The sequence below is a fragment of the Candidatus Defluviilinea gracilis genome (genome assembly GCA_016716235.1).
GTDB classification, from domain to species: Bacteria; Chloroflexota; Anaerolineae; order Anaerolineales; family Villigracilaceae; genus Defluviilinea; species Defluviilinea gracilis.
This window is the reverse complement of the sequence record JADJWS010000001.1, coordinates 1915176-1941160: the sequence shown is the minus strand read 5'-3', so window position 1 is coordinate 1941160 and position 25985 is coordinate 1915176. Positions and strand designations below refer to the sequence as shown.

The 25985-nt window shown below is 54.0% G+C and carries 24 protein-coding genes and 1 pseudogene; 19 read left to right on the top strand and 6 right to left on the bottom strand.

Features of this window, described 5'->3' with window-relative positions; all coding sequences use genetic code 11:
• Positions 1–32 precede the first annotated feature (32 nt).
• The 3 genes from IPM31_09125 (at position 33) to IPM31_09115 (ending at position 2690) form a co-directional block, all read left to right on the top strand.
• Positions 33–551 carry a hypothetical protein gene (locus tag IPM31_09125; GenBank protein ID MBK9007141.1) on the top strand — a complete coding sequence of 173 codons (519 nt, stop codon included), beginning with the start codon at positions 33–35 and terminating at the stop codon, positions 549–551.
• A 65-nt stretch (positions 552–616) separates the two neighbouring features.
• A complete protein-coding gene (gene mmuM / locus IPM31_09120) occupies positions 617–1552 on the top strand; it encodes a homocysteine S-methyltransferase (GenBank protein ID MBK9007140.1) in 936 nt (311 codons plus the stop codon).
• 109 nt (positions 1553–1661) lie between these two features.
• The gene (locus IPM31_09115) at positions 1662–2690 is read left to right on the top strand and encodes a zinc-binding dehydrogenase (protein MBK9007139.1); all 1029 of its coding nucleotides are present in this window, start codon (positions 1662–1664) and stop codon (positions 2688–2690) included.
• Between the two features lie 41 nt (positions 2691–2731).
• On the opposite strand, the gene IPM31_09110 is transcribed toward IPM31_09115, so the two are convergent.
• Together IPM31_09110 and IPM31_09105 are read right to left on the bottom strand one after the other, a co-directional pair.
• Complete coding sequence (locus IPM31_09110) at positions 2732–6922, bottom strand: AAA family ATPase (protein MBK9007138.1); 4191 nt, start codon at positions 6920–6922, stop codon at positions 2732–2734.
• A 122-nt stretch (positions 6923–7044) separates the two neighbouring features.
• Entirely contained in the window at positions 7045–7833 is a 789-nt protein-coding gene (locus IPM31_09105; GenBank protein MBK9007137.1) for a hypothetical protein, read from the bottom strand.
• A 329-nt stretch (positions 7834–8162) separates the two neighbouring features.
• Between IPM31_09105 and IPM31_09100 the strand changes: the two are divergent.
• The 16 genes and pseudogenes from IPM31_09100 to arsM all read left to right on the top strand — a co-directional run bounded on the left by IPM31_09100 (position 8163) and on the right by arsM (position 21174).
• Positions 8163–9034, top strand: a pseudogene (locus IPM31_09100) (VIT1/CCC1 transporter family protein).
• 30 nt (positions 9035–9064) lie between these two features.
• Positions 9065–10237, top strand: coding sequence for a DUF1786 domain-containing protein (locus IPM31_09095; GenBank protein ID MBK9007136.1), 1173 nt, complete (start codon positions 9065–9067; stop codon positions 10235–10237).
• Between the two features lie 36 nt (positions 10238–10273).
• Positions 10274–10516, top strand: a complete 243-nt coding sequence (locus IPM31_09090; GenBank protein MBK9007135.1) for a hypothetical protein — start codon at positions 10274–10276, stop codon at positions 10514–10516.
• Positions 10516–10920, top strand: coding sequence for a putative toxin-antitoxin system toxin component, PIN family (locus IPM31_09085; GenBank protein ID MBK9007134.1), 405 nt, complete (start codon positions 10516–10518; stop codon positions 10918–10920). The genes IPM31_09090 and IPM31_09085 overlap by 1 nt, the downstream gene beginning before the upstream one ends.
• A 62-nt stretch (positions 10921–10982) precedes the next feature.
• The gene (locus tag IPM31_09080) at positions 10983–11408 is read left to right on the top strand and encodes a VOC family protein (GenBank protein ID MBK9007133.1); all 426 of its coding nucleotides are present in this window, start codon (positions 10983–10985) and stop codon (positions 11406–11408) included.
• 193 nt (positions 11409–11601) lie between these two features.
• On the top strand, positions 11602–12096 hold the full coding sequence (locus IPM31_09075) for a hypothetical protein (GenBank protein MBK9007132.1): 495 nt from the start codon (positions 11602–11604) through the stop codon (positions 12094–12096).
• 136 nt (positions 12097–12232) lie between these two features.
• A complete protein-coding gene (locus IPM31_09070; protein MBK9007131.1) occupies positions 12233–12769 on the top strand; it encodes a hypothetical protein in 537 nt (178 codons plus the stop codon).
• Positions 12770–13060: 291 nt separating this feature from the next.
• Positions 13061–14125, top strand: a complete 1065-nt coding sequence (locus IPM31_09065; protein MBK9007130.1) for an alpha/beta hydrolase — start codon at positions 13061–13063, stop codon at positions 14123–14125.
• A gap of 445 nt (positions 14126–14570) precedes the next feature.
• The gene (locus tag IPM31_09060) at positions 14571–15506 is read left to right on the top strand and encodes a permease (protein ID MBK9007129.1); all 936 of its coding nucleotides are present in this window, start codon (positions 14571–14573) and stop codon (positions 15504–15506) included.
• A 9-nt stretch (positions 15507–15515) separates the two neighbouring features.
• The gene (locus IPM31_09055; GenBank protein MBK9007128.1) at positions 15516–16271 is read left to right on the top strand and encodes an SDR family NAD(P)-dependent oxidoreductase; all 756 of its coding nucleotides are present in this window, start codon (positions 15516–15518) and stop codon (positions 16269–16271) included.
• Positions 16272–16478: 207 nt separating this feature from the next.
• Complete coding sequence (locus tag IPM31_09050; GenBank protein ID MBK9007127.1) at positions 16479–17222, top strand: LysM peptidoglycan-binding domain-containing protein; 744 nt, start codon at positions 16479–16481, stop codon at positions 17220–17222.
• Between the two features lie 148 nt (positions 17223–17370).
• Positions 17371–17652 (top strand): DUF433 domain-containing protein, encoded by a 282-nt coding sequence (locus IPM31_09045; GenBank protein ID MBK9007126.1) that lies wholly within the window; start codon positions 17371–17373, stop codon positions 17650–17652.
• Positions 17652–18056: a hypothetical protein gene (locus tag IPM31_09040; GenBank protein ID MBK9007125.1), complete on the top strand. Its 405-nt coding sequence runs from the start codon at positions 17652–17654 to the stop codon at positions 18054–18056. The genes IPM31_09045 and IPM31_09040 overlap by 1 nt, the downstream gene beginning before the upstream one ends.
• Before the next feature lie 21 nt (positions 18057–18077).
• Positions 18078–19886, top strand: coding sequence for an oligoendopeptidase F (gene pepF, locus IPM31_09035; protein ID MBK9007124.1), 1809 nt, complete (start codon positions 18078–18080; stop codon positions 19884–19886).
• A 98-nt stretch (positions 19887–19984) separates the two neighbouring features.
• Positions 19985–20296 (top strand): winged helix-turn-helix transcriptional regulator, encoded by a 312-nt coding sequence (locus IPM31_09030; protein ID MBK9007123.1) that lies wholly within the window; start codon positions 19985–19987, stop codon positions 20294–20296.
• A 77-nt stretch (positions 20297–20373) separates the two neighbouring features.
• Positions 20374–21174 (top strand): arsenite methyltransferase, encoded by an 801-nt coding sequence (arsM, locus tag IPM31_09025; GenBank protein ID MBK9007122.1) that lies wholly within the window; start codon positions 20374–20376, stop codon positions 21172–21174.
• 243 nt (positions 21175–21417) lie between these two features.
• On the opposite strand, the gene IPM31_09020 is transcribed toward arsM, so the two are convergent.
• From IPM31_09020 to IPM31_09005, 4 genes are all read right to left on the bottom strand, one after another.
• Positions 21418–22842: an MFS transporter gene (locus IPM31_09020; protein ID MBK9007121.1), complete on the bottom strand. Its 1425-nt coding sequence runs from the start codon at positions 22840–22842 to the stop codon at positions 21418–21420.
• A gap of 88 nt (positions 22843–22930) precedes the next feature.
• The gene (locus tag IPM31_09015) at positions 22931–24250 is read right to left on the bottom strand and encodes an MFS transporter (protein MBK9007120.1); all 1320 of its coding nucleotides are present in this window, start codon (positions 24248–24250) and stop codon (positions 22931–22933) included.
• A gap of 61 nt (positions 24251–24311) precedes the next feature.
• On the bottom strand, positions 24312–24689 hold the full coding sequence (locus tag IPM31_09010) for a hypothetical protein (protein MBK9007119.1): 378 nt from the start codon (positions 24687–24689) through the stop codon (positions 24312–24314).
• Between the two features lie 11 nt (positions 24690–24700).
• Positions 24701–25981, bottom strand: coding sequence for an MFS transporter (locus IPM31_09005; protein MBK9007118.1), 1281 nt, complete (start codon positions 25979–25981; stop codon positions 24701–24703).
• Between the last annotated feature and the right edge of the window lie 4 nt (positions 25982–25985).

Genomic DNA, 25985 nt, shown 5'->3' with positions numbered 1-25985 from the left:
CAAGTGTATAATCCAATAAACTCGGAGGCGCCATGTATATTTTAAGACCCGATGAAAAATCGGCCCCTGTGATGCTATATTCGAACATGTCGTTCATTCGGGGGGATGTGGTGACAAAGCAAAGCGTGCGCGTGAATATCTGGTTGCGCACCGATGGCGCGCCGAAACATATCCATGTGTTGAAGCCGCAGACTTTGGTGTTCGGCGGAAGCCCAGCCAAAATGATGTCATTCGAGGAGATTTATTTTCCCGTGTCTGAGTTGGCGGCGTTCCATCCGCTGCCGCCATCCGATGAGCCGCTGGATTATGACGCTTCGGAAATAAACCGCCAGATGCAGGATATTGTGGTGATGGCGGGCACGTTTTTGATGAAGGGGAAGATTCGCATTTCGACTCAGACTGAAATGTCGCAAAGCCTTGAAGTGTCGCGCGTGTCGTGGATGTCGCTGTACGAGGCGGAGATTTCAAACCCGTTCCTGCCGCAGATGACCCCGCTGCATGTGCCGCTGGTATTGGTGAACCCTTCGCATGTGGCATTCGCCTTGCAATGATCGAGTGGCGCAAGGGTTCATGCGCAATATAAACACGGCGAGCGCAACTATACTGAAATCCTTGTATGAATCCTATTGACACCATCCTACATCATCATCCCGTTCTCGTCATCGACGGCGCGCTTGCCACCGAGTTGGAACGGCGCGGGCACGACTTGAAGAACGATCTGTGGTCGGCAACAATTTTGCTCGAACACCCCGAGGCGATTCAACAAGTGCATTACGATTATTTCAACGCGGGCGCAGATTGCGCCATCACCGCCAGTTATCAGGCAACCGTGGAGGGATTCAAGCGGCGCGGTTTGAATGAAAAAGAAGCCATCGCGTTGATTCAAAAGTCTGTGCGGATCGCAACAGCGGCGCGGGATGAATTTTGGGCGAAAGAATCGAATCGCGCGGGCAGGTCAAAGCCGTTCGTTGCCGCGTCGGTGGGACCGTACGGCGCGTTCCTTGCCAATGGCGAGGAATACGTCGGCAACTATGGGTTGAGCGAAACCGAGTTGATGGATTTCCATCGCGGGCGCATGCAAGCGCTGGTCGAAGCGGGCGCCGAACTGCTGGCGTGTGAAACCATCCCTTCCCTGACCGAAGCGCGGGCAATCGTAAAACTTCTCGATGAATTTCCGAACATCGCCGCATGGCTCAGTTTTTCCGCGCGGGATGAGGTGCGCATTTCCGAAGGTCAATCCTTTGCCGATTGTGTGAAACTGCTTGAGGGACATCCGCAGATCGCGGCCTTGGGCATTAACTGCACATCGCCAAAGTATGTTTCGTCACTGCTCCGCGAGGGCAAGCGGTTCACCAGCAAACCTATGTTGGTCTACCCTAACCTGGGCGAAGGATACGATGCGGCCAAAAACGATTGGGATGGGCATGCGGCTGTCGAATCGTTTGGAGAAGAGGCGCGGGTTTGGTATGAAGCGGGCGCGCGCATGATCGGCGGTTGTTGCCGCACCACACCGGAGGATATCCGTGTGATTGCGGGATGGGCGAGGGGATAAGTGAACTATGGGAAAATTAGTAATTGGCAATTTGGTGGTCTGAGGCTGGAGAAACGGAGGGGAGGAAAGTGGAGACTGGAGACTGGAGATTAATGTGAAAGTTGCGATGATGAAGGCAGTGCGGATGGTGGAAACTGGCAAACCGCTCGAGTTGCAGGAGATTCCCATCCCGAACATCAGCGAACGCGAAATTCTCACGCGCGTGCGCGCGGCGGGGATCTGTCACTCCGACGCGCATTATCGCGCCGGGCGTTCTGCCATGGGATTCATGCCGATCACACTTGGGCATGAGGTTGCGGGAGTGGTGGAAAAGATCGGCTCGCAAGTGACGAACGTCAAAGTGGGCGAGCGCGTCTGTTTGCATTACAACATCACATGCGGCGATTGTTATTCTTGCAGTACGGGCAACGAGCAATTCTGCGACTCGGTGAAGATGCTCGGTCATCATGTGGATGGCGGCTACGCGGAGTACATCGCCGTCCCTGCGCGGAACGCGATTCACTTGCCCGACGAGATTCCTTTCGAGGCAGGCGCGACGTTAATGTGCGCCTCAGCCACCGCCCTGCACGCGTTAACCAAAAGCAGGATCAAGGCTGGGGAAACTGTGGCAGTTTTCGGCGTGGGAGGACTCGGTCTGTCTGCCATCCAGTTGGCAAAAGCGATGGGAGCGGTCGAAGTCTACGCGGTGGACATCCAGCGCGACAAACTCGAACTCGCCTCTGAATACGACGCGATTCCCATCGACGCGAGCCGCGCCGACGCGGTGGAGGAGATCCGCAAGTTGACGAAGGGCAGGGGCGTGAATGTTGCGGTGGAGATGATCGGTTTGCGGAAGACGATGGAGCAGGCGATTGACTCTGTGGGCAATCTGGGACGCGCCGTGATGGTGGGATTGAATCAACAACCGATCTCGATCAACACGTACGCGCAGGTGCTCGGCAAAGAAGCGGAGATCATCGGCTCGAACGATCATCTGCTGAGCGAGTTGCCTCTGCTCGTGGAGTGGGCGCGGCGAGGGATTCTGGATACCTCGCGCGTGGTGTCGCAAGTGATACCGCTCGATGCGGGAAAGATCAATCAGCGACTCGATGATCTGGAAAAATTCACCGGCGATGTGCGCGTGGTGATCACCCCATAAGTTTCCGAACGCCGTCCAATTCGCGCGCCGCCCCCATCGCCTCAAAGAGTCGCTGCGCCCGCGCCAGATGTTCGGCTCGCGCGGCTGGGTCCGCGTTCCAAGTGTTGCGCTAATTTCACCCGCACGATTCCCTCCTCGTATTGCAAATGAAATTTCTCCGCCGCCTCCAGCGCTTTGAACCACGATCGCATCGCGACGTTTGGTTTCGCGATCAATGATTCGCGCCAGCCTTTGAAATATCCAAAATATGCCTGACCGATCGGAAGAACATTTTTGTAGGAATGCAACAGGGTCAGCGCTTCTTCGGCGGAAGCCCTCAAGTCGGCGGCGTCAACCATTCCGTCGCGCGCGCGAAGCGTTTCATCCCACAACGTGAAATAGACTTCCGCCGCGGCGGAAAACCCGATGAGCATAGCGTAATTGGTCGGCGAACTTCCCCTCGCCAGCCTGAGCGCTTCCGCCGCGTGCAATTTCGCCTTTCGCGTATCGCCGGTCTTCAAGAGCGCCAGGGCAAATTGGGCATTCGTATTAATGGAGGAAGCGCGGTTCGGAATCTTCTCAAGGATCTGCAACGCCTCCTCCAGCATCGGGATGGCTTCCGCTTCGTTCCCCAACCTCACGCTGTTTGCCGCAACCCCAGCCAGCCCCCATTCGATATGAAGCGGGCTGTTGCGTTTCCGCGCATCGTCCAGCAACACTTTTTGGAGGTTCAGTCCAAAGTCGATGTCGCCGGCAAGATACGCGCTCTCTGCCAGCAAGACCGTGCTATCGCCCCACTGGCGAGAATCGCCAAGTTCCTCGCACAGCATTTTAGAGGCGGTCACCTGTTTGCGAATTTCATCCCACTGCCCCACGCTCACGCGGTACACGCTGGTCACCACGCCGACCGTAATGAGGTTCGACGGCTGGTTGACCTCATTTGCCACGGTCAACGCGCGATGCACGTATCGCTCCGCCTGCGGGTGCAAGCGGGCAAACCCGGACAGCACCGCCATCCCCGAATACGCGTTCGCCAGTTCGGGTGAAGCGCCGGCTTTCTCTGCCGAGTTGAGGAACTGCAAGATCGAGTACATGATCGGCAGGGTTTCGTTCGCATAAAAATACATTCTGCCGATCAATTCATATAACCGCGCCAATTCCAGGGATGCGCCCCGTTCGCTTCCGCGCGCCGAACCGATCCGCGATGGGACATACCAGTGAAAAATCTGGCGGATGACCGGCACGATCAACCCCAGGGCAAACTGCCACGGCGACTTCGGCAATGGCTTGCCCAGCGTGCGAAACGCCTCGCGGATATTTTTCTCGCAATCCGGCAACAGCCCCAAACCGTAATACGCCAGCCCGATCTGCCCGTACCAACGCGCCCGTTTCACTTTGCGGTCGCGGGTTTCGTTCGCGCCGGCAGGTTTGGGAAGGCGCGAGTCCCAGGTGAGCGCGTCTTTGAAGAATTGGATCGCCTCGCGGTTGGCATTATTTTCCACTGCCTGCGCGCCGGCTTTATCCAAATATTTCACCGCTTTCTCGATGATCTGATGATTCCGCGAGGTTTCAGGCGTTTCAGCCGCTTGCGACCAGTGATAAGCAAGCAGGGGATAATACGAATCAAGGTTGCCTTCATTGCTGGTTTCGATCCACTCCGCCACCGATTGATGCAGTTGCCGGCGTTGGGAGAACAACATCAAGTTGTATGCCACCTCTTGTGTGACCGCATGCTTGAAAATATACGCCAGGTCGGGCGTTTCCGATTCGACCAGCGTGAGGCTCAAGCGCGTCAGCGATTCCATATATTCGCGCAAAGCGGGCTTGTCCGAATCGATCGGGTACACGGCTTGAAGCACGCGGAAGGCGAATATGCGACCGATCACGCTCGCCACTTTGAGGGCAAGTTGTTGCGAGGGGTCGAGGCTGTCGATACGGTTGGTGATGGCGGCTTGGAGCGTATCGGGCAGGGTTAATTCGGAGAAGTTCGTGAACGATTCGTTGATCGTCGCCTCATGCTCACGGACGATTAAGAAGCCGCTCTCGCGCAAAGCATACGCCAGTTCCTCGGCAAAGAAAGGATGCCCCTCCGACTTTTCGCGGATCAAACTCCCAATGGCGGGCGGTATGGATCGCACGCCCAGCCGCTGGCAGACCAGCGCCTCCACGTCATCGAGCGGCATGGCTTCGAGCCGAATCAAGCGCGCGCCCGGCGCCGCGAGGATCTGTTTGAAAATTTCAGGCAGGGGTTCCGCAAGCGGGCGGGTATTCAACGTCAGCAAAAGCGGGCGCACTTTTTGTTGCGCATCGACGAGCAACGCCCAGGATGCCGAATCGAACCAATGCAGGTCCTCTATCACGATCAAGAGCGGGGCATCGCTCGCCACCTGGTTGAGCAGGCGCGTCAACAATTCGCGCGTGTTGCTCGCGCGAATTTCGCCCGCCATGGCGGAGGTGAGTTCGTTATCCGGGATGGGAACAGGCAACAGCACGTCGAGAAGCGGAGCGTAACGCGCCAGATCGGGGTCGACGCGGGTGAGCGTCTCGACTACTTTTGTATGAATCAGCGAACGGTCATCGTCGCTGAATTCCTGTTGTATGGTGATCTCATCCACGCCGAGGATGCGGTGAAAGATGGGCCTCCAGGCGTGATAGGGGCTGTTTTTTTCGATGGCATCGCCCTCGCCGCGAAACAGATTTACGCGCAGGGTTTCAGCCTGGCGAATCAAATCCTCGAACAAGCGCGATTTGCCGATTCCCGCCTCGCCTTGAAACACGATCGTCTGGCGCGGCGCGCCGCGCGATAGTTCTTGCAGGGCGTTGCCGAGCAGAATCTTTTCATCCTGACGCCCGATCAGTTCGGTCTTCGAGCGGATGATACTGCGCTTCACGTCCAACGGGTGGAAGACTTCCACCGGCTCCACGCGACCTTTGACCTGTTGGGGCCTGATCGTTTGGAATTCGATCGCGTCTTTTGCGCTGTCGTAGGTGGCGCGGTCGCATAGGATGGGTATCTTGTGCTCGCCAATGATCTCATCCTGAAGCCTCGCCGCGCCCATTAACCGCGCCGACATATTCACCGCATTGCCGATGGTCGTATATTCGCGGCGTTCTTCATTGCCCACCGAACCGCAAAAAATACGCCCCGTAGCAACGCCAATGGAACTGCGCACGCCGAGCGCGTTGAGCTCTTTACGGATCATGAGGGCGGCTTGCACTCCGCGCGCGGGATCGTCTTCGTGCGAGAACGGCGGCAAGCCCAGGGCGGCAACCAGCGTGATCCCTTTATCGTCTACGTTAATTTTGTTGATACTACCCTCGTAGCGATACACCGAACGCTGGAGCAGGCGGGCAATCTCCTGAGCAAATTCCAGTTTGGAAGTTTGATCGAGGTCGGGCAGGTTGATGAACAGCACGGTTACGCGCCGCAGTTCGGCGATCCACGCAGTTTGACCGGCGGCGAGACGGTTGATGATCGCGCCGGGGATATAAGGACGCAGGGAATTTTCCACGCCGCCGGGAATGGTCGGTTTTTCTGGGATGTTGAAGATCGAAGATGGTTTGTTCAGCCCATCCAGCCGCCCGCCCTGGGCTATTGTCTCTTTCAATTCAAATTCGATAGGTCCGCCAATGCTGTCATTGCGAATCAACTTCCATGCGGAGGGTGTGATGAGTATCTCGCCGGCTTGGGCGAGGTTGTTGGCGATGCCCACTTCCACGAGCGGGTTGCCGGTGAGCAGGAATTCCCAGCGGTTGAACACGCCCCCCACGTGGGAGGTGGTGATGTTCCCCATACTGACCGCAAGTTTGAGGTAGAGGTTTTGGTCTTCAGCTTTGTAGTTGGTGAGCTTCTCACGGACTTTGAGCGCGCATTCGGCGGCGCGCATCGTCCACTGCCACTGGTCGGCGCGGGTGGGCGAGCCAGCCGTCCCGTCGTCTGAGGCGATATTCCAGACGGCAATCACCGCGTCGCCGGCAAACTTCACCACATCTCCGCCATATTCGTGGATGATGTCGATCAGTTGCCCGAAATATTCGTTGAGAATGCGCGCCAGACTCTCGACGCCGGTCGGCCCTTTTTCGGCGAGGCGTTCGGTCAGCAGGGTAAAACCGGAAATATCGGCGAATAAAACTGCCGCTTGAAACTCCTCCGTCGCCGGCGAGTCGATGGGAACAGAGTCGGCAACGATGCGTTTTTGAATCAGTTTTGGGACGTAACTTGCGAGAACTTCCGCGAGCGCGGGATTAGACATGCGGAAATGATACCGCCGCATCACCCGTTTGCACAGGGAAACATGCCGGCAGGAATGTTATGTTGTGATGAAAGCGCCCGCCTCCTCGTGAGCGCGAGAAGGCGGGAATTTTTCGAATGGGTTTAGTTATCCGGATAGAATGCGTGGATGTTTGTCATTTCACAGCGAGTGCCGAAATCCTTATTCGTGCCGGAAAGCAGTGTAAGGCCGAGATTGCCGTTCAGGTTCTTGCTTTGCGAGAGAGTGTATTTGCCGATCATGGCATCATCGACAAGCACGTAGGCGATACCATCGTTGACTACCAGCGTGAAATCAGCTTCGACGGGCTGGTCGGCGGGATTATCGAACTTCACGCGCCCAGTGCCGCTGGTTACACCGACACGGCGGGAGAATCCGGCAGCAAGGTCGGCATAGAGCATAAGCACTTGTGTGCGGTCAAGAAAAACCGCGTAGTGATCGCCATTGTCCTGCGCGGCGAACACAAAACCGCACCCTGAGATATCCGCATTTCGATACGCGCTCGACCATTTCAAGTGCGCGCTCAGGGAAAAGTTCTGTGCCTTTTCACTAAAGTGCCAGCGCTGATACCACCCAAGTTGCGCCCATTCTTCGCGGAAATCATCGTATTCTTTGAAACTTCCCTCCGCGCTGGAGAGATAGCCCTCTTCCACATATTTCTGCGCTTCCGCGAGGATCTCCTCCGCTTTTTGGGTCGCCGCCAAATTGGGAGTGCGGGTAGGGCGAGGGGTGTTGGTCGCCGTGGCGGTGGCTGTTGGAACGAGCGTTTGGGTGGCTGTAGGATTTGGCGTGCTGGTAGCTGTTGGATCGGCGAGAGCCCCTCCGCAGGCATACGCCGTCACGCTTAGGATAAAAATGAAGAGTAGAAAAGGATTCGATTTGAAGGGTCTCATTGAATTCTCCGTTTGGAACAAATATGATGTGCCTACAGTACTTCTCCTGACTGCCTAAGAAAAGTTTTGCGCCGTCACAAACTGCCAAAATCACTCAGTATGAATGAACTGTTCGATAATTTCTTGATTTGCAACACGGGCATTGTCTTCGATCTGTACCTCCCGATCGGGTTTTTAACATAATATGACACGTTCGATAAAATTTCAAGAGGAGGGTCGTTAATAAAGAGTTACAAGCCTAGATGCAACACTGCCCACCCTTATATATGGCTACATATGATCCGTTATAAAATGGCTTACAATACAAACACAGCCTCAAGGAGACGACCATGCAACTTTCTGCAGACGTGCAACAAAAAATATTGGATTTTCAACGCGCCGAGATCACCGAATATCACATTTATAGCAGGCTTGCGAAACGGATCAAGTCGCCTGAAAACGCAAGGCTACTGGAAAAATCTCGCAGGACGAACTGCGTCATTACAATGAATGGAAACAGCACAGCGGCGCTGATGTCCAGCCACAATGGCTCAAAGTGTGGTGGTATTACTTCGTCAGCCGCGTGTTCGGGTACACGTTTGGCGTCAAACTCATGGAACGCGGCGAGGAGAAGGCGCAAAAGAATTACGCATCCGTCGCGGAGGTCATCCCAGACGCGGCGCGGATTCAACACGAGGAAGACGAACACGAGGAACAGTTGATCGCCATGTTGAGCGAGGAGCGACTCGAATACGCAGGCTCGGTGGTGCTGGGACTCAACGACGCGCTCGTGGAACTCACCGGCGCTCTCGCGGGACTTACGCTTGCCCTGCAAAACGTGAAGTTGATCGCCCTTTCGGGTTTGATCACGGGCATCGCGGCGGCGATGTCTATGGCGGCGAGCGAATATCTCTCCACGCGTTCGGAGAACACAAACAAGAATCCCGCCCGCGCTGCGCTCTACACGGGTATCGCCTACATCTGCACAGTCTTCCTGCTTATCCTCCCATATCTTTTGTTCGAAAATTATTTTTTCGATCTGGCATGGGCATTGACCACCGCCGTGATCATCATCGCCGCGTTCAATTACTACATCTCAGTGGCGAAAGATGAATCATTCCGCGCGCGGTTTTTGGAGATGGCGGGGCTGAGTCTCGGCGTGGCGTTGTTCTCATTCATCATCGGGTATTTCATTCGGATGTGGTTGGGAATCGAGGTGTAACGACAAACTGAAGTTTGTCTTACGGGCAATATGAAAATTCTCACAGTAGACATCGGCACAGGCACGCAGGATATTTTCCTCTACGATTCGAATCTCGACCTCGAGAACGGATTCAAACTCGTCCTGCCTTCGCCGACCATGATGGTTCATCGCCGCCTCAAGCAGTCGCTTCTTTCGCGGACCCCGATCCTGCTCACCGGGCATCAAATGGGAGGCGGTCCTTCGGCGTGGGCAATCGAAGAATACGCGCGGGCAGGGATTCCCGTGTACATGACCCCGTCTGCGGCGACGACGATCAATGATGAGTTGGAGAAGGTGGAGGCGTTGGGGATAAAGATAGTTGGAGAAGATGAGGTTGAAGGTTTAAAGTGGAAAGTGGAAAGTTTGGAGTTGAGGGATTTTGATTTTGAGTTGATTTCCAAGACGTTCAGGGATTATGGTGTTTCACTTGATGACTTATCTGCAATCGCGGTGGCGGTGTTCGATCATGGCAATGCGCCTGCGGGGGTTTCGGATCGGCAGTTTCGGTTTGATTATTTGGATGAAAGAATAAAAGCCAAGAACTCACTTTCTGCGTTTGCTTATTTATCACACGATGTTCCAAAAATAATGACGCGCTTGCAATCGGTTGTCGATTCGGCGGGAGAGTTGCCATGTCCGCTGGTGGTGATGGATACGGCTCCCGCGGCGGTGTTTGGAGCAAACTTTGATCCTCAAGTGACTGCGCGGAAAAAGAAAATCATTTGCAACGTGGGCAACTTCCACACGCTGGCGTTTCGTCTGGGCAAAAAGGGGATCGAGGGAGTCTTTGAGCATCACACGGGCGAGATTGATTTGCAGAAACTCGAACAGTTGATTCATAAACTTGCAGATGGTTCCTTGAAACACGAAGATGTCTTCAATGACATGGGTCATGGCGCGTTGATGTACACCGATGAGGTGTTTGAGTTTGGGAAGGATGAATTCGATGTGGTGGTGACGGGACCGAGGCGGAGCATGTTCTCCCTCACCCCTACCCTCTCCCACAGGGAGAGGGGGAGTCTGCGACCGTATTTTTCTGTCCCGTTCGGGGATATGATGATCGCGGGGTGCTTCGGTCTGCTGGCGGCAACAGGGGAGGTCCTGCCAGGGTTGGGCGAGGCAATTCAAAGGTCGTTGAGAGGCGAGGGCAGGCGCGGAGTCGCTCCGTGGGACGCGGGATAAAACAGTTGTATAATTCACAGCATCAGGAGTATTGACATGGAAACTGTCACGCTTGAAGTCCCCGAACCTCAACTCGTTGAATGGGTGCGGCGTTTATCACCCGCCGTCAAACAGTCCCTTTTGCGCGTCTTGATTCCCGAAATGGACTCGCTGGAGCAATTGCTTGAATACGGCGATGACCGAATTCGAGAGATTGCCTTGCAACGCGGCATGGACTGGGATCGTTTGAACGAAGAGCAACGCGAAAAATTGGTCGGCGATATTTTGCATGAGGCTTGATGGCGGATCGCGTTGTTTTCGACACAAGCGCAATGATTTCGGGTCTATTGTGGAAAGGAAAATCCTATCATTGCCTGCTGTTGGCGCGGACTGGGGTAATTCGATCTGTGTATTGCAATCCGATGCTGGCTGAGCTCACTGAAAAGTTACGCGAAAAATTCAAGTATACAGAAAATCAAATCCACACGGTCGTTGCCGATATTCGTAAATATGGGGAACAGGTTGAAATACCCGGAGAGTTGAAAATGGTTCACGCAGATGCTGATGATGATAAATTTATCGAATGCGCGATTGCAGGGAATGCATCCTTTATCATATCAAGCGACAACCATTTGCTGACGATTGGCGAATATCAAAAAATCAAGATTCTTTCGCCTGGCGAATTTATTTCTCACTTTGCATAAAGCAACAAGCGGGCAAGCGTGGCATCGCGCCGTGGGATAATCCAGCATCGAGGAGTCAGGTCATGAAACAACGTTTACATCTTGTCACTTTGGGCGTGAGGGATTTCGAGAAGTCGAAAAAATTTTACGAGGAAACTCTCGGCTGGAAGCCAGCCAGCGCGAGCAGTGACGATGTCGCTTTTTTTCAGGCGGGAGGCGTTGTGTTTACGATTTATCCGCGCGAGAAGTTGGCAGAAGATGCGTTGACATCCGCAAAAGGGAGCGGCTTTGCAGGGTTCACATTGGCATACAACGCAAGAAGCGAAACGGAAGTGGACGAGATCATCGCGGACTTGAAATCAAAAGGCGTGAAGATCGTGAAAGAACCGCAGAAGGTCTTTTGGGGCGGGTACAGTTCTTATTTTGCCGACCCCGATGGGTTTCTGTGGGAGGTGGCGTACAATCCGTATTTTTCATTCGATCAAAGTGGAAATTTGCTGCCTACCTGATAGTTCTAAAAATAGGACCCAGACACTTGCGCCGAGCGCCAGTGCGGCGTGAACGCTGAAAACGCTGATCAATGTTTGCTTGTTTTTTTGAAACCTCCGCGTTCATCTGTGTTTCTCAGCGCCCAAAAAAAGAAAAGTGTCAGGTGGCTAGGAAATTTGACGTTGGAATAAAACATACAGGAGTGACACTCTCATGATTGCCAGGCGAATTACATTTTGTTTCGTTTATATTGCGTTCGCGTTGCACCTTATTGTTGCATGTTCCTCCCCTGCTCAGAATTTACAGGGCGAACACTGGACGATCTTTCCTGAACAACAAGCAAGAAAATTAGGCGTCGCTGGTTGGGTAACAACGAGTGGTCATACCGCTGACTATTGGACGCCTGCTCAAGAGAGCGTCTTTGCCCTTGAAGATGGCGTAGCCGTTTTCCTGCAAGAAAATTCAGATCGCTTTTATGAGCAAGGAACGCCTGTTTGGGAAAGACTCGATGAGTACAACCGCCAATACATCGGCATCGTTCTGGATGAAAAGCGAATCGTCTACGCCAATTTCTTTTGCAGTAGTTTTGATATCGATTGGCGAGAGGAGTTTGTTATGGTGCTCGATGGCGGCGATTGTTTTTTTCAATTCAAGTATGATGTCGATTCGGATACCTTGTTTGATCTGCAAGTCAACGGAATAGGATAAACAAGCCGACGCCATCGTCAACGCTGGCAGTACCGCATAGCCCGTGTTTATGAACACGTGCGCGGCCGCAACCTTACAGTGGCGATGGAATATAATGCGAGAGTCTGCGCAATCGGCAGGCAGAAACGAGCGCAACATGGCTTCTCGGGCAAATCGCATGTTGACGGTGGCGATCATTTGGATTGTGATCGTATTCGGTTGTTACTTCTTCACTGTGGCGTTCCCCGGACTGGGGACGAAATGGGAGCGACTCTCACCTCTCCCCGAACGAGCCATCACCATCGAATTGACCGATTTCGGGTTGATCCTTGCCGCCACGGAAAGCAGTAACGTGTATAGAAGAGGTCTGTGGGCTAATGAGCCATGGAAGTTATATGACGAGGTAACCGAAGACATGAATGCCACACCCTGCCAACTCGACGATCAGAGCCGATTCAGCGTCTCTTCGCCGCCAGGGAAAGTCGTTGCGCGCTCAAGCAGGAACTGCGTCGTGTCTGCGGAGAATTCGGCGCATGTGGAAGTGGCGCTGCTCGAAAACGGCGAGGTCTGGCTGTGGACGTATCTGTATGGCGGAATTGGCGGAGCATTCACACCGTTGCTTCTGCTTGCGGGAGGCGCTTTGGGGGTGATCCTTTTGGGGCTCGGTGGGATCATGAAGTTTTGGGAATCATAAGACGACGAGATGTTTGAACTATTCACTGCTATTACGCGCCATCCCGATGGTTTGGATAAAACCAGACTTGATTAACGAGAACCTTCGGGACGTTCTGCGTACGGCGAGCTGTTCATTGAGATTCTCATTGCCTTTGATTGCAGATTTACGCCAGACCGAAGCGGCATCAACTCTTCGATAAGAACAATGGTGATCGATCATCGCCACCTTGCTCTTATGCCGGATACGCCAAGACCCGATCAACGATAAAATCTCCTACTGAACTTGTCGAAAATATTGAGATGTGGATTGATGCGACCGATTTTTCCCTATGCGCTCCGCCTGCTGGGTATTCTTCTTGCGCCGCCTCTGCTGACGCTGATCGTTTTAACCTGTAGACTGCCGATAACAAGTTCGGGAGCGCTGTATCTGCTCGTCGGCTCACTGCTTGTGCTTGGATTGATCGCTGTCCCTCTGTCATACAAACAATCCCTGAAATTGATCTTCGCCGGTGCGCTCGGATTCTGTCTAGTCATCGCCGCCCGATCGATTCTCATGGGGCAGAATCAGTCATCCGAAATTCGCATGGTCACACTGCCCGAAGGGCACGGTCCGCGCTGGCTGGGTTCTATCATTGACGAACAGGACGCTCTCATTTTTGGCGAGGAGTTGTTTCATTTCATTGGAGGCGATTCCACTCGCGAGCATGAGGGTCTTGTCCCTGCTTTCGAGGCGGCATACTCCGAGATGAGAACTCAAGGCATGTACCCATCTCCTATCATCAGCACGTATCTGAACCTTCAACAACCAGACGCCTTCGATGCGGTCATTATTCAGCCGCGGGAACAGCCGACATTTGGAGTGATCTTTCTCCACGGCTTCATGGGAAACGTCACAGCGCAGTGTTGGGAAATTGCGCAAGCCGTAAAAGACATCGGCGGCATGACCGTTTGCCCATCCACAGAATGGACAGGTCAATGGTGGAAACCGCGCGGTCATCAGATCCTGAAACGTACTTTTGAGTATCTTAGAAGGCAAGGTATAACAAGATTCTATCTCGGCGGTTTTTCCAATGGGGGCTTCAGTATGGGGCGTTTGGCTTCCGAATTGGGGAACGAAAGCGGACTTGTCGGCTTGTTCTTTATTGACGGCTTCACGAACGGGACCGGTGTCAGAGGGATGGGTTTGCCTGTTCTCATCATTGAAGGCGCGCGCGATGAACGAGTCCCACCTGCGATGGCGCGTCAATTTGCGGCGGAGGTTGGAGAGTTGGGAACCTACGTGGAAATAGATAGCGATCATTTTCTGATCGTGAAAAAGCCCGAGGAAATAGAGAACGCCATCCATACATGGCTGAACGGGCAAATGAATCCTTGATTGGCACATGAGATCATATTACAAGTAAATGGTTCGGTTCTCCAAGGAATTGGTCCACGAAGCCGACTGTAGACCAGGGCGGAATTCTGCATGTTCGGTAGCGCCTTGACAAATAGACAAACTTCCATATAATGTCATATAGAAGATTGTCTATGTTTCATTGGAGTTGGATTTAATCAAGTTTTCAGTTCAATTGCACGGGAAGATTCTGCAAAATTTTTAGAAAAGGAGGAACCATGGAAAGAGGGTTGCTTTTTCTATTAACCCGCGGCGCATCGCTTTGCGGGTTCTGCAAATGCAGGCGCAAATCCGAAACGCCGCGAACGACGGACCACTTCTGAACGCGCTTTGCCTTTCCTGCCTGACACGCAAGGCTCAGAGGCGCGTGTCGGGCTATTTTTTTGCCATTACACATAGACATACATCTATATAAAGGACTTCACCCATGAACCTGTTCGAAACATCTCAGTTTGCCTTCAGTAAAGCCACAGAGACCTTTTTCGGTCTTTGGCCCCTTCTCTTATTGAGCGTTGTCATCAGTGTGGCGCTCAAACTCTTCATAGACCAAGACCGCGTGGCGGCCTTCCTCAAACGCAACCAACGTAACAGTGTCGTTATGTCCACCGCGCTCGCTGTGGCTACCCCATTTTGTTCGTGCGGCACCACAGCTGTGGTTCTCGGCATGATGGCTTCCACCATTCCATGGGCGCCCATTGTGGCGTTCCTTGTCGCATCTCCGCTGACCTCTCCTCAACAAATGATCTATAGCGCTGGGTTGTTTGGCTGGCCATTCGCCATTGCCTTCATGGCATCCTCCATCATTTTGGGATTGACTGGCGGAGCATTCGCCGGATTTGTCGAATCGCGCGGCTGGCTGAAGGATCAAGCCCGCCTCTCTTCCCAACGTGAAACTGCCTCGCCAGCGCTTGAGCCACTTCCCCGCCCCGGCAAACCAAAGGTCACTGTTCGGGCGACTTTGCGTGAATTTTTTGAGGTGTCGTGGAAATTAGCATTGATGTTCTTTGGCTTCTCCTTCATTGGCTATTTTCTGAACGAGTTGATTCCGCAAGACTGGATTCAAAATGTTTTCGGTTCCGGAGAGACCTTCAGCATTCCACTCGCGGCATTACTCGGAATTCCTTTCTATCTCAATACCGAGGCTTCCATGCCAATCGTCCGCGCCTTCATGGATTCGGGCATGAGCGAGGGGGCAGCGCTGGCATTCCTGATCACGGGCGCAGGCACGTCCATAGGCGCGCTGACCGGCGCGCTCACCATTGCCCGCTGGCGTGTGATCGCCATCGTGCTCGGGACATTAGTCGCCGGCGCGATCATCATCGGGATGGTATACGATCTGCTTACCCCACTCATCATGATCTAGGAAATCACAATGCAAAATATGAAAGTGAAACGCGCGATTATCGTCGGCGCTTCCAGCGGTATCGGCGCGGAACTGGCGCTCACACTCGCCCGCGAGGGATATCAACTCGTTTTGCTGGCGAGGCGCGAAGAGAAACTCAAAACGCTTTGTCAGCGCATTCGATCCGAGATTCGGGAAGGACTTGCTCGCTTCATCGTTCACGATGTTACCGATTTCGATTCCGTTCCGATGGACTTTCTACAAGCCATCGAACTCCTCGGCGGATTGGATTTGATCGTCTTCAACTCGGGAGTTCTAATCCCCACAGGAAAACACGAGTTCAATTTTTCGAAAGATATGGAGGTCATGCAAACCAACATTCTCGGCGCGATGGCATGGCTCAATCAGGCGGCCGCCTATTTTCAATCGCAAGGCCGCGGGCAGATCGTAGGCATCAGCTCGGTCGGCGGCGAGCGCGGACGAAGCGGCGCGCCTGCCTACAACACATCGAAAGCTGCGTTCAACACCTATCTCGAATCGCTTCGGAATCGCCTGTCCCGATATGGCGTGCATATCTTGACCGTAAAACCGGGTTTTATTTCCACCGACATGCTTCAAAATGCCGGCGCAAGTTTCTGGGTTGCGCCGGTAGAGACCGCAGTGTCGGATATCTGGCGCGGAATCCGTCAACGGCGGCAGGAGATATACACGCCCGGTCGTTGGAGATGGATCGCATGGTTTTTGCGCCATGCGCCATCCTCCCTGATGAGGCGGCTGGCGGTCTAGTACTGCCACAAGCCCAACAGAGCATCATCCAACATGATCGAGACCATCAATCAGCCTGTGGAACTCGGATACTACAACATCCATAATGAGAATGAAGAGTCAGCAAAAATCCTCATCTTTCGGTTGAAAAAAAGATTCTTTTCGAGTATTCTTGAAGCATCGACGCGCGAGAAGAGCCGCGCTCGAGCCAACCAAGGAGAAGATGCAATGACCAAGAGAATCGTTCAAATCGCGCTGGTTTTCATGCTCCTGATCGCGTCCTTCGCTTCGGCGGGAGGAGCGCGGGCGTGGGCGCAATGTCCCGCCTACGTCACCGTCCAATGGGGCGACACGCTCGGCGGCATCGCGCTGACGTGCGATACCACCGTGGACGCCATCCGCGCCGCCAACCCCGGGCTGGGATGGTGGCTCTACGCCGGGCAGACGCTCTACATCCCCACTGGATATTCCCAGCCGCCCGTTTCACAACCGACGTATGGCGGCACCTACACCGTGCAATGGGGCGACACCATCGGCATTATCTCCCAAAAGACCGGGGCAAGCGTAGCCGCGTTGCTTGCGGTGAATCCGCAGATCACGAATCCAGGTCTCATTTACGCGGGACAAGTGATCTACCTGCCTGTCGGCGCTGGCACGCCTCCGCCGAATTATCCCCCGCCGCCTCCGCCATCCTCCCCCACCCAGCCTCCAAGCGCGGACTTCTTCAAGCTGGTGAAGATCACGTACAAAGACGGGTTATACATCCGCAATGCGCCCGGCGGGACGAAGATCCTTTCCTCCGCCATGCCGAACACGTATTGGTACGTCAACACTAGCAAGGTACAACGCCTCGCAGACGGCTCGGTATGGATCGAGGTCAAACTCGGCGAACAGATCGACGGCTGTTGGACCGGCTGGATGCTGGTGAAAGATTTCCTCGGCAGATACTTTACCTCGCCAAAAATCGAGTGACGTTTCAGGATTTGTAACTCACCTTACGCGCCGTCCCGTCAAACCTGCGGGACGGCGCGTAACATCAGGCACGAGGACAGGGAGAATCAACTACTTGCATGATTCGCGAGAGATTCTTATAATTTGATCCAAGCGAAAGAGAGACCCAATGGAAAAGTTAATCACTGAAACCGTGGGGAACGAACCGTATCAATACTATCCGCTTGGAGAATACGTTGTCCGCGCGCCTGGGGTTTGTAATGGGCGTCCCACGTTCAAGTACACACGGATCGAGATCACTGGAACATTAGACCGTTTAGCCGCAGGCGAGAACATGGACCAAATCGTTGCGGGGTACCGCAATACAATTTCGCGCGAGGCGGTCATTGAAGCAATCCAACTGATCGCCAGTCAATTCGTCAAGTCATTGCCTCAATTGGAAACAGCCTGATGATCGTCCTCGACGAACAACTGTTGGGTCGAAATATCGAAGAACAGATCGCTCGCTGGTATCAGGGAGCGATTTGTTTCATTACGGACTTGCGTCCTAACACGGTCATCAAAGATGACGCCATACCAAAACTCCTTCAACAGGAAAATCAACCCACCTTCGTCACGATCAACGAACAGGATTTTTGGCGAAAGACTGCAATCAGCGGGCAATTTTGCATGGTCTGCTTTGCCCTATCCGATTCGCGCGCGCGTGAAATCCCGCAACGGCTGAGGAATTTGTTCGACCATTCGTTATTAGATTCAAAACAGAAACATATGGGCAAAATGATTCGAGTTGCAGAAAAAGAAATTAGCTACTATAGCGCAAATGATATGACCGTGAGAAATTTATCACCTCATTGAAAAACACAAAGGAGACCCATCATGCCTGCCCCCCTACCCCGCGCAAAAGTGAAGAGGAACCAAACGTGGAACGCTGAAAGCGTGTTTGCATCCTCAAGTCAATTCGATGCTGAGGTGAAAAGTATCCTCGACGCGCTGCCTTCGATCCAGAAATACAAAGGACATCTCGGCGATAGCGTGGATATGTTCCTCGAAGCGATGAACGCGATGGACGCGCTCGAACAACGCTCGATGAAAGTCCGCGTGTATGCGACGATGTCGAGTTCGGTGGATGCGAACGATGAACAGGGCGCGGCGATGAACGGGAAGGCGATGTCTGCGCTGGCTCAGGTGGGCGCGGCGGCGTCCTATGTGGAACCAGAACTCCTGTCGGTGGGTGAAGCGAAGTTGCATCAGTGGATCCAATCCGAGGCGCGGATGAAAGTCTACGAGCATTTTGTCAACGATCTCTTTCGCAAGCAGGCGCACGTCCGCAGTGCTGAGGTGGAGGAGTTGATGGGCATGTTGCGCGATCCGTTCGGCACGGTGCGCAACACGGCGAGTTTGTTGGCGAATGCCGATTTCAAATTCAAGCCCGCGAAAAATAGCAAAGGCAAAAAAGTGGAGTTGACCCAAAGTACGTTCGACGCGATCCTCAATGAGCCAGATCGCAAGGCGCGTCAATCGGCGTGGGAAAATTACAACGATAAATATCTTGAAGCAAAGAACACGCTGGCGAGCAATCTCACCGCGTCGATCAAAGCCAACGTGTTCAACATGAAGGCGCGTAAATTTAACTCCGCGCTCGAAGCCACGCTCTTCAACGGCAATGTGCCAATCGAGATGTTCCATAATCTCATCAACATCTTCAAAAAGAATTTACCGCTCTGGCACAAGTATTGGAAAATTCGCCGCAAAGCATTGGGCGTGAAGACGTTGAATCCATATGATGTGTGGGCGCCGCTCACAACGAAGACTCACAAAGTCTCATTTGAAAAAGCAGTGGATTGGATCTGCGAGGGACTCGCGCCGATGGGAGAGGAATACGTCCGCGTCATGCGACGGGGATGCCTGAATGACCGATGGGTAGATTGGTCGCCCAACGCGGGCAAACGACAAGGCGCCTTCTCGACGCGCGTGCCAAGCGACACGCATCCGTTCATTATGATGAGTTACACCGACGATGTGGGCAGTATGAGCACGCTCGCGCATGAACTCGGTCACTCGATGCACGCATATTATGCGAGCCGCGCTCAACCGATGATCTATTACACCTACCCTTCGATCATTTCGGAGACCGCGTCGAATTTCAACCAAGCGATGACGCGCGCGCATCTGCTCAAGACGAATCAAAACAAATATTTTCAAACCGCCCTGCTCGAAGAAGCCATGGACAATTTCCATCGTTACTTCTTCATCATGCCCACGCTCGCGCGCTTCGAGTTGGAAACGCATCAGCGCGTGGAAAAGGGTCAGCCGCTCACGGCAGACTCGATGATCGAACTCATGGCGGACTTGTTCAGCGAAGGCTATGGCAATGAAATGAATCTGGACCGTCAACGGGTCGGCATCACGTGGGGAACTTTCACCACGCATCTCTACATTGACTTCTATTCGTTCCAATACGCCATCGGCATCTCTGCCGCGAACGCCATCGCCAAACGGATTCTCGACGGAGTCCCGAACGCCGCGCAAGATCACATCAACTTCCTCAAGGCAGGTTCATCGAAATCGCCAATGGATGTGTATCGCGTCGCTGGGATTGATATGACCACTACTCAACCCATCGAGGACGCCTTCGCCGTGCTGGAGGAGTATGTGGATCGGCTGGGAGTGTTGACAAGCAAGTAAGCGATCAGACCTCCGAGGTTTTGAAAACCTCGGAGGTCTTTTATCACTTGACAAATAGACAACCTTCGATATAATCTCGCGCAGAGAGAGTTCTCATCATGAAATTCGATCCCGTCCTGTTTGCCAAAGCCATCGCCGACGATACGCGCCAGAAGATCATGAGCGCGTGTTGTTGTCGCGAACTCTCGGTCAATGAGATCGTTGAAAAAATCGGCTTCACTCAACCCACCATCTCTCATCATCTCGCCATCCTGCGCGATGCCGGTCTCGTCAACGTCCGCGAGGAAGGCAAGCAAACATTCTATACACTCTATCAGGAACGTATCGCCGTGTGCTGTGGTCAGATCATGCTCAAGTTCGCGCCCGAATCGGAGACCACGCTGACCGTTAAACAGACCATTCAAAGCTAAACGCGGGATGCCATCCCAGGCGGCATCCCGTTTATTATGCAAAAACATATAGATAGGCTTCGATACAAGGAGACAAAATGACTACGAATACTTCCATTCACGATGCCGTCCGCGAGCATTACGCGGAACGGATCAAGAGCAACGCTTCCTGTTGCGGAGGCGGCTCGGCTTGCTGTTCCACATCCGAGAGCGCCCTCTACCCCGCCGAATTGCTCACGACCCTTCCCGAAGGCGAAACGGCTGTCAGTTACGGATGCGGCGACCCAATCACGCTCGCGTCTCTGCAAGCGGGACAGGTCGTCCTCGATCTCGGCTCCGGCGCGGGGCTGGATTGTTTTTTTGCGGCGAAGAAAGTCGGCGAGACCGGTCATGTGATCGGCGTGGACATGACGCCTGAAATGATCGAACGCGCCAAATCCAGTGCGCAGCGGATGAACCTCACCAACGTTGAATTCCGACAGGGATACATCGAAGACTTGCCCGTCGAATCGAACACGGTGGATGTCATCATCTCGAATTGCGTGATCAATCTTTCACCGGACAAGTCGAAAGTTTTCGCCGAAACGTTCCGCGTACTCAAGCCCGGCGGCAAACTGGCGGTTTCAGATATTGTCACCGAGGGTCTATTACCTGAGGCGGTAAAACAAAGCCTGAGCGCGTGGGCGGGATGCGTGGCAGGCGCCGTGCAAGCGGGCGAATATATCGGCATGATGGAAGCCGTCGGCTTCACGGATGTTTCGGTTACGCCGGTGTTCTTCGATAAAGAAACTGTGGATTCCGCGCTCGATGAAATGAAATTGGACGTGAATCAATATCCGCGCGAGGCAGTGTATCGGGCGGTCTACAGCGCGAAGATTACCGCTTACAAGCCCAAGTGATTTCCCTTGGAAAAATCATCCACGAAAGGAGGTGAACGATATGGAACTGGACGTGATCTGTGACGAAACCTGTTGCGGCGGTAGTGGCTGTGGCGGCGGGTGTTGCTAACTCGCACATGAAAAATAACAGGCTGAGGAGTCTAGAGTCTTCAGCCTGTTTGATTTTATGCTGTTCATCCATCAAGGTGTGGTGGTCTCGAGAAAGAGCGACATGAATGTCGCGTTACGGAAATCAAATCAGCATTATTTTTTCGGGCGGGGTTTTGCGGCGCGTTTCTTTTTAGCGGGGATTTCAGGCTGAACAGGGTTTGGGATCTTCGGCAGGGTATCGAAATCGGGCAGGATCACATCCACATCGCGGATGGCGCGAACGAAGTAACCGGAGAGTCCCACTAGCGTGCCAGCCATGCCACAGAGGAAGATCATCAAGCCGAAGCCGGAACCGGGCCCCGTGCCGACGATCCAGCCGAAGTAGCGCGCGAGTTGTCCGCCCGCTTGCATGGCGGGTTCAAAGATTCCTTCGCCTAAAAAACCAGCCACAAGGGGCGTAAGAGGTATCATGGCTTGCGCTAAAAATTCACTGGCAGCAAAGACGCGTCCTTGCACGTCGGGGGGAACTTTCGCTTGCAGGAAAGAATCTAGCGAAACATTGACCATCGGTTCGAATGCCGCATCGACAACGGCGGCGATTACCCAGAAGACCAATATTTTTCCGATGCCCAGAAGCGACAGCCCGAACAGGCTCGACAACACCCAGCCCAAAATAATAGCGCGCACCGGGCGTCGAATCCCGCCGAGGGTGGTGAGGACAATTCCTACAGCCAGCGCGGCAAATGCCGCGGCAGATTGCGCCGTGCCCGCCGAACTGGGGTCGCCGCCTGTGCGGAGCGAGACCATGGTGAATAGGGATGTGACCGAAAGCGCAACCCCGGAGAAAAAGTTTCCAAAGAAGAAAATGAGCATTACACCCAACAAGCCCGGGCGTTGAAAAATATAACGGATGCCGTACATCGCTTCTTTGAGGAAACCGTGTTGCGCGCGCTCCCCTTCCTCGGTGTGCGGGGTTAGCGGAACGTCGACGCTTAACAACGCTGTGATGGAAACGGCGTACGAGAGCAGGTTGACGACCAGGATGCCCGCCAACCCAATGGACCGAAACAGGAACACGGCGAGCAAGGGCCCAATAATGCCGGGCGCGCTATCGAGCAGGGCAAGGAAACCGTTGGCGCGCACAAAATATTTTTTCGATACCATTGTGGTGATCGCCGCAGAGTAGGATGGCGATTGGAAAGCATAGCCGATCCCTTGTAACATCCCCGCCAGATACAGATGCCAGATGGAAAGAGTCCCCGCTCGCTCAAAGACCAACAAAAGCACTGCCGCAATGAGCGAGAGCACATCGTACACCAGCATCATAGCTTTACGCGGATAGCGGTCAACAAATACGCCGGCAAAAAGGATGACAACAAGGTAGGAGGCGAAGTACAACGACTCCCACGAGCCGAGAGCGTTGCCGCTCGATTCGGTGTTGCTCAAGATCCACGCGGGGAGCGCAAAAAAAGCGATGGCGGAGGCGGTTCCGGAAACCATCTGCCCAAACCAGATGATGAAGATCCCTCGCAGTCCCCGCGGACGCTGGAAGGGCAAAGCCCAATTCGATAATGACATCTGAGCGGGAGAATAACACAGCCCAAAAAAGAAAACAACCCTTGACCAGGGTTGTTCGTTGTAAATTCCTTGTAAAATTTAACTGGCGTCAAGCCATCTGCCCGTCTGTCCTTGCAAGGCTGTCGTGGTCAGGCAAAATGGTTTCGGCGTTGCGGATGGAATTGAAAAAGTAACCAGCCAGACCGGTCAATGCGGAAGCCAGCCCGCAGAAAACGATCAAAGTTCCCATCCCGGCTCCCGCTCCCGCGCCAACGAGGTCGGATAACGCGGAAGGCAAACCGGTCCCCGCCATTGCGGCGGGTTCAAGCACAAAGTCTGCAAGCGCGCCGCCGATGAGCGGAGAGATGGGATTGGTAAGCCATGCAATTAAACGGCGGGCAGAGAAAACGCGCCCTTGCAGGTCGGATGAAACTTTCGATTGCCAGATGGCTTGGTTGGATGCGTTCACCAGCGGGCTAAAAAGCGACGCCAGCGCAATACCCACGATCCAAACGGGCAACCCTCCGGCAAACCCAGCGATTGCCATGCCCACCCCGCAGAGAATCCAACCGAAGAGCACGCCATGCACGCGGCGTTTGAATCCGCCCCACGCGCTCATGAGAACGCCTCCCGCCACAGCGGCAATGGCTCCCGCCGATTGAACCGTTCCGAACGCCAGGCTATCGCCGCCCGCGCGCGTCAGGATCATGGGCGCGAGAACGGTAAAGCCGATGCCCGCGAAGAGATTCCCAAAGAAAAAAACCATCTGCAAACCCAACAGGCTGGGGCGGGCAAAGATATATTTGAACCCATACGCGGCTTCGCTGAGAATTCCTCCAGCCTGCGATTTCATCCCTTCTTCCGACCGCGCTGGTTGCGGAATATGGACAACCATCAACGCGCCTATAGCAAACAAAAAAGTGATCACATCCAGAAACAAGACGCCCGTGAGCGTAATCATGGGCAATAACGCGCCAGCCAAAATTGGCGCAATCACCTGGGGTCCCGCTTCGATCAGCGACATCATGCCGTTTGCCTTGCCCAGTTGTTCCTTCGATATCATTGTGGAAATTGCGGCGGAATAGGCGGGCCATTGGAATGCCATGCTCAACCCATAAATAATAGACGCGCCATACAAGTGCCAATATTCAAGGATTCCCAGCGCTTGCAACACCAAGATGATCATTGTGGCAATGCCTGCGCCAACGTCGCTGACCATCATCATCATCTTGCGGTTGTAGCGGTCCACCCACACACCGGCGAGCGGTGAGATCAATAAAAATGGCGTGATGAAGAACACCTGCATCGTCCCCATCGCGAGCGCGCTGCCGGTCTCATTGAACATGTAGATGGTCAACGCAAACTGACTCATCGAACTGGCAAGCACCGAGACGATCTGCCCGATCCAGACGATGGTAAAACCGAACATGCCGCTTGGGCGGTTGGATGTGTTCGCCATGCGCGTTTCTCCTCGATTGAAGTTGCTCCGGCTACTCGACGTAAATCTCCACGTGTTCGCCGTCTTCTCCGTCGGTCACGTCGATGATCTTGCCGGTCATGCCCGAGCGGATGGCTTCCATCACGTTGGACATATCGACGCCTTCCACCTCGGGGGCAAAATGCGCGCCGATCTTCAGACCCGCGTCTACCAACGCGAGCGGGATCTGCACCGAAGCCTTCGACCTGCCCGTGCGCGTGTCGGTGACGCGGATCCTCAGCCACTTGGCGCCGCCAGGCATCCCCGGCGCGCGAGGCGCAAGCGGACGTTTGGCGCTCAACGCCGCGAGCAGTTTCGTCCCTTCCTCCGCGCTGAGTTTGCCTTCCTCGATCATTTTCAAAATTTTCATTCGTTCTTCTGTCGATGCCATGACGACCTCCGTTACGACCCCAGTTCAGGGGTGAGGGTAGATTCTTTGACAGGTTCTTCCGCTGTAGTTGCCGACGTCTCCAATTTTGGAAGTTTGAACTTCAACCAGATCGGAACGACCGTCAACAACAGGGCGATCGCGGTGATTGTAAACGGGAATTGCGGGCTGACACGATCCCATAATTGCGCGCCGATCCACGGGGCGGGGAGCGAAACGATGCCCAAGCTGGTGCTGAACAATCCAAACGCCGTTCCGCGCAAATGTTGCGGCACAGATTTGCTGATCAACGATTGATAGGCGGGAGACATGAGACCGACTCCCGTTCCTGCCATGCCCCAACCTATGAAATACAATGCCGAATTTCCCTGCGGGATGTTGATCAAAAGAAACAACGCGGCCGCCATCAGAATCATACCAGAGGCAATCCCCACGCGCTCGCCTACTTTATCCGAAAGCCAGCCGCCGGGAATCATGGTCAACATCATACTCAAGCCGAATAATGAATTGACCCAGCCGATCTGCTGAATACTCAAGCGGCCGAAATCCTGCATGTAGACCGGGAACAAGTTCCCTGAGAGTTGAAACGAGACATCGCGGAAACCATCGGTGATCAAAATCCATGTCATGAGTCCGCCAGAGAAGATCAAGCCGAACATTGCGCCGAGGTTCGATTTCAACCCGGCGAGAGACAGCGTCGGCTTGGAGGTCTGTCCCTTCGCGGCTTCGCGCGCCATCCCGATTCTCATCACCGCGCCGATCAAGTAAAAGATACCCGCAGTGAGCAACATGAATTTGAATCCATAAGAACCAGCCAACCACGCGCCCACCGGCGGACCGACAACCATCACAATCATAAAGATCGCCTGCGAAACGCCATATACTTTGCCGCGATTCTCCTCTGTGGAATGTTCCGCAATGAACGCGTCGAAACTCGGTCCCACCAGCGCGCGCGCTACCGAACCGACAGCCGCCGCCAGCAACAGCCAGTGCCAGGTATCTGCCAACACCAGCGGAATGAAACCGATCACGCCGAACACGCTTCCGATGGCGATGGCGCGCAAGCGCCCGAGCGAATCAGAGACCCATCCGCCGAGGATTTGCAACAACAGCGGCACAACTTGTGAAAGCGTGAAGAACAAACCGATCTGAGGAATCGACGCCTTCAAATCCTTCAAGTACAACGGCAACAAGCCATCATACATGTTCCCACCGATGTTCGCAAAGATCATCGCGGTGAGGAACAAAATTAGCAAGCCGCTCAACAACGGTTGTTTTTTTACAACATCTGTCATTTCA

Excerpts from the sequence above, each read along its gene's own strand:
- IPM31_09125 (MBK9007141.1), top strand. The coding sequence starts at position 33 with ATGTATATTTTAAGACCCGATGAAAAATCGGCCCCTGTGATGCTATAT.
- mmuM (MBK9007140.1), top strand. The coding sequence starts at position 617 with ATGAATCCTATTGACACCATCCTACATCATCATCCCGTTCTCGTCATC.
- IPM31_09115 (MBK9007139.1), top strand. The coding sequence starts at position 1,662 with ATGAAGGCAGTGCGGATGGTGGAAACTGGCAAACCGCTCGAGTTGCAG.
- IPM31_09110 (MBK9007138.1), bottom strand. The coding sequence starts at position 6,922 with ATGTCTAATCCCGCGCTCGCGGAAGTTCTCGCAAGTTACGTCCCAAAA.
- IPM31_09105 (MBK9007137.1), bottom strand. The coding sequence starts at position 7,833 with ATGAGACCCTTCAAATCGAATCCTTTTCTACTCTTCATTTTTATCCTA.
- IPM31_09095 (MBK9007136.1), top strand. The coding sequence starts at position 9,065 with ATGAAAATTCTCACAGTAGACATCGGCACAGGCACGCAGGATATTTTC.
- IPM31_09090 (MBK9007135.1), top strand. The coding sequence starts at position 10,274 with ATGGAAACTGTCACGCTTGAAGTCCCCGAACCTCAACTCGTTGAATGG.
- IPM31_09085 (MBK9007134.1), top strand. The coding sequence starts at position 10,516 with ATGGCGGATCGCGTTGTTTTCGACACAAGCGCAATGATTTCGGGTCTA.
- IPM31_09080 (MBK9007133.1), top strand. The coding sequence starts at position 10,983 with ATGAAACAACGTTTACATCTTGTCACTTTGGGCGTGAGGGATTTCGAG.
- IPM31_09075 (MBK9007132.1), top strand. The coding sequence starts at position 11,602 with ATGATTGCCAGGCGAATTACATTTTGTTTCGTTTATATTGCGTTCGCG.
- IPM31_09070 (MBK9007131.1), top strand. The coding sequence starts at position 12,233 with ATGGCTTCTCGGGCAAATCGCATGTTGACGGTGGCGATCATTTGGATT.
- IPM31_09065 (MBK9007130.1), top strand. The coding sequence starts at position 13,061 with ATGCGACCGATTTTTCCCTATGCGCTCCGCCTGCTGGGTATTCTTCTT.
- IPM31_09060 (MBK9007129.1), top strand. The coding sequence starts at position 14,571 with ATGAACCTGTTCGAAACATCTCAGTTTGCCTTCAGTAAAGCCACAGAG.
- IPM31_09055 (MBK9007128.1), top strand. The coding sequence starts at position 15,516 with ATGCAAAATATGAAAGTGAAACGCGCGATTATCGTCGGCGCTTCCAGC.
- IPM31_09050 (MBK9007127.1), top strand. The coding sequence starts at position 16,479 with ATGACCAAGAGAATCGTTCAAATCGCGCTGGTTTTCATGCTCCTGATC.
- IPM31_09045 (MBK9007126.1), top strand. The coding sequence starts at position 17,371 with ATGGAAAAGTTAATCACTGAAACCGTGGGGAACGAACCGTATCAATAC.
- IPM31_09040 (MBK9007125.1), top strand. The coding sequence starts at position 17,652 with ATGATCGTCCTCGACGAACAACTGTTGGGTCGAAATATCGAAGAACAG.
- pepF (MBK9007124.1), top strand. The coding sequence starts at position 18,078 with ATGCCTGCCCCCCTACCCCGCGCAAAAGTGAAGAGGAACCAAACGTGG.
- IPM31_09030 (MBK9007123.1), top strand. The coding sequence starts at position 19,985 with ATGAAATTCGATCCCGTCCTGTTTGCCAAAGCCATCGCCGACGATACG.
- arsM (MBK9007122.1), top strand. The coding sequence starts at position 20,374 with ATGACTACGAATACTTCCATTCACGATGCCGTCCGCGAGCATTACGCG.
- IPM31_09020 (MBK9007121.1), bottom strand. The coding sequence starts at position 22,842 with ATGTCATTATCGAATTGGGCTTTGCCCTTCCAGCGTCCGCGGGGACTG.
- IPM31_09015 (MBK9007120.1), bottom strand. The coding sequence starts at position 24,250 with ATGTTCGGTTTTACCATCGTCTGGATCGGGCAGATCGTCTCGGTGCTT.
- IPM31_09010 (MBK9007119.1), bottom strand. The coding sequence starts at position 24,689 with ATGGCATCGACAGAAGAACGAATGAAAATTTTGAAAATGATCGAGGAA.
- IPM31_09005 (MBK9007118.1), bottom strand. The coding sequence starts at position 25,981 with ATGACAGATGTTGTAAAAAAACAACCGTTGTTGAGCGGCTTGCTAATT.